The organism is Kitasatospora sp. NPDC001225, from assembly GCF_053597855.1.
Map to the genome: position 1 here is coordinate 1 of NZ_JBSFJC010000377.1, position 2,157 is coordinate 2,157.

Genomic DNA, 2,157 nt, shown 5'->3' on the forward strand with positions numbered 1-2,157 from the left:
TCTCGCTCCAGTACACGTTGGGCACGATCAGCTGCGGGACGGCGTGTTCGACGGCGGCCGCGAAGGCCCCCGCCCCGCCGCTGTGGATGACGGCCGCGCAGGTGGGCAGGAGGTCGTTGAGCGGGACGAAGTCGACCACCCGCACGTTGTCGGGAACGCGGAGCCCCGGCGGGAGTTGACCGGGGGCGAGGGTCGCGACCACCTCGACGTCGAGGTCCGCGATGGCGTCGAAGACCTCGCGCGGCGAGGCGGACACCCCGTGGCCGCGGCCCTCCCGGTGCGCCAGTCCGAGGGTGAAGCAGACCCGCCGCCGCTCCGGGCGCCGGTACACCCAGGACGGCGTGGCGCTCGGGCCGTTGAACGGGACGTGCCGCATCGGGACGTACGGGATCCCGGCCGGGCGCCAGACCCAGGTGGGCATCGGGAAGACCGTCCACTGCCCGAGGACCGCCTCCTCGTCGAACTCCACGCCGAACCGGCCGAACACCGGTTCCAGCCACTCCCGCAGCGGATCGACGCCGTCCCAGTCGGAGCCCTGTGCCCGCCACTGCGCGCGGCAGGCCGTGCGCAGCTGGCCGAGCCCGTCCGCGCCGAACAGCATGCGGGCGTGCGCCGCCCCGACCCGGCGGGCGGCGGGCGCGCCCGAGAGGACGAAGGTGTCGGAGACGACGAGGTCGGGGCGCCACAGCTCGGCGAACGCGACCAGGTCGTCGAAGGACGAGTCGGGGTTGAACAGCGTCCGCCAGCCGGCCGCGTTGGAGGCCAGCTCGGCGGTCGGGTCGCCGAGGGGGTAGTCGCTCTGGTGCGACTTCCGGCCCCCGGCCGGCGCCGCCGGGGCGCGCTCCGGCTCCGACCGCGCCATCAGGTCGCCGAGGTCGACCTCCTCGCCGATCGGCACGGGCGTGAGCCCGGTGCGGACGACGTCCTCGGTCAGGCGGGGCGAGCAGGCGACCCGGACCTCGTGGCCGGCCGTGCGCAGCGCCCAGGCGAGCGGCGTCTGCACGTAGAGGTGCGAGCGGAACGGTGCGGTGACGAACAGTACGCGCAACGGGCCCTCCGAGCTCGGACGAATCCCGGTGATTCTGGCACCGCGGGGGACGGCCGCACTTCTCGCGGAGTGCTGTGTTCGGGGCGGCGGGGGCGGCGGGCGGCCGGGCCGGCCGGGAACAGCACGATCGAGGAAGCCCCCGCCCGCCGGGCCTCCTAGCATCGGCAGCCATGGATGACAGGTACGCCCCCAGCGCACTGTGGGAATACAACAACTCCGTCAAGGTGACCGAGCAGGGCGTGGCCGAGCTCGGATCCTTCAAGTCCGAGCCGGTGAACTTCAAGCTCGCCCTCTGGGATCCGCAGGTCAACGGCGTCCGCTACCTCAAGGCGCTCATCTTCGAACTCGCCACGCGGCTCACGCCGGAGAACCGGTCCCGCCTGCGCCGGATCCGCGGCCGCGAACTCGGCTCGCCCATCACCGTGACCCACGACGGCGACCGGGTCTGCATGGACTACCTGCTCGCCGTCCACGAACTGGACTTCATCTCCCGCCACCTCCCGCTGGACGGCGCCCGCGTCCTGGAGATCGGCGCCGGCTACGGCCGGACCTGCCACGCGATCTTCGCCAACCACCGCGTCGAGGAGTACTGCATCGTCGACCTGGCCCGCGTGCTCTCGCTGTCGCGGGCGTACCTCGGCAGGGTGCTCGCCCCCGAGGACTTCGCGCGCGTCAGGTTCGTCCCGGTCGACGACACGGACGACCTGGACCGGGCCCTCGGCGGGAGCCGCTTCGAACTCTGCCTCAACATCGACTCGTTCGCGGAGATGCCGCCCGGGACGGTGCTCAACTACCTCGACCTGGTCGACCGCCGGTGCGCGGCGCTCTACGTGAACAACCCGGTCGGCAAGTACCTGGAGAAGGAGCTGGACAACCACGCCCAGGGCGAGGAGGTCGTCCGGATGGCCCTGGCGACCGGGCTGCTGCGGGACGTCCTCGACATCCACGACAGCCGCGCCGTCGAGGCGCTGGCGCCGAAGTTCCTCTCGTCCTACCGCCCCGGGCCGCACTGGGAGACCGTCGCCGACGGCGGGGCCGTCCCGTGGAGCTACTACTGGCAGGCCCTGTACCGGCGGTCCACGGCGCCCGTCGCGGGCCCCGACGAGGGC

At 73.0% G+C, this 2,157-nt stretch carries 2 protein-coding genes; one reads left to right on the top strand and one right to left on the bottom strand.

Annotated elements, in window-relative coordinates; genetic code table 11:
- Positions 1 to 1,048 (bottom strand): nucleotide disphospho-sugar-binding domain-containing protein (locus ACWDCZ_RS40620; RefSeq protein WP_449818627.1); only part of this gene is annotated, 1,048 nt, incomplete at its 3' end.
- 170 nt (positions 1,049 to 1,218) lie between these two features.
- Here ACWDCZ_RS40620 and ACWDCZ_RS40625 point away from each other — a divergent pair.
- Positions 1,219 to 2,157 (top strand): putative sugar O-methyltransferase (locus tag ACWDCZ_RS40625; RefSeq protein ID WP_449818628.1); only part of this gene is annotated, 939 nt, incomplete at its 3' end.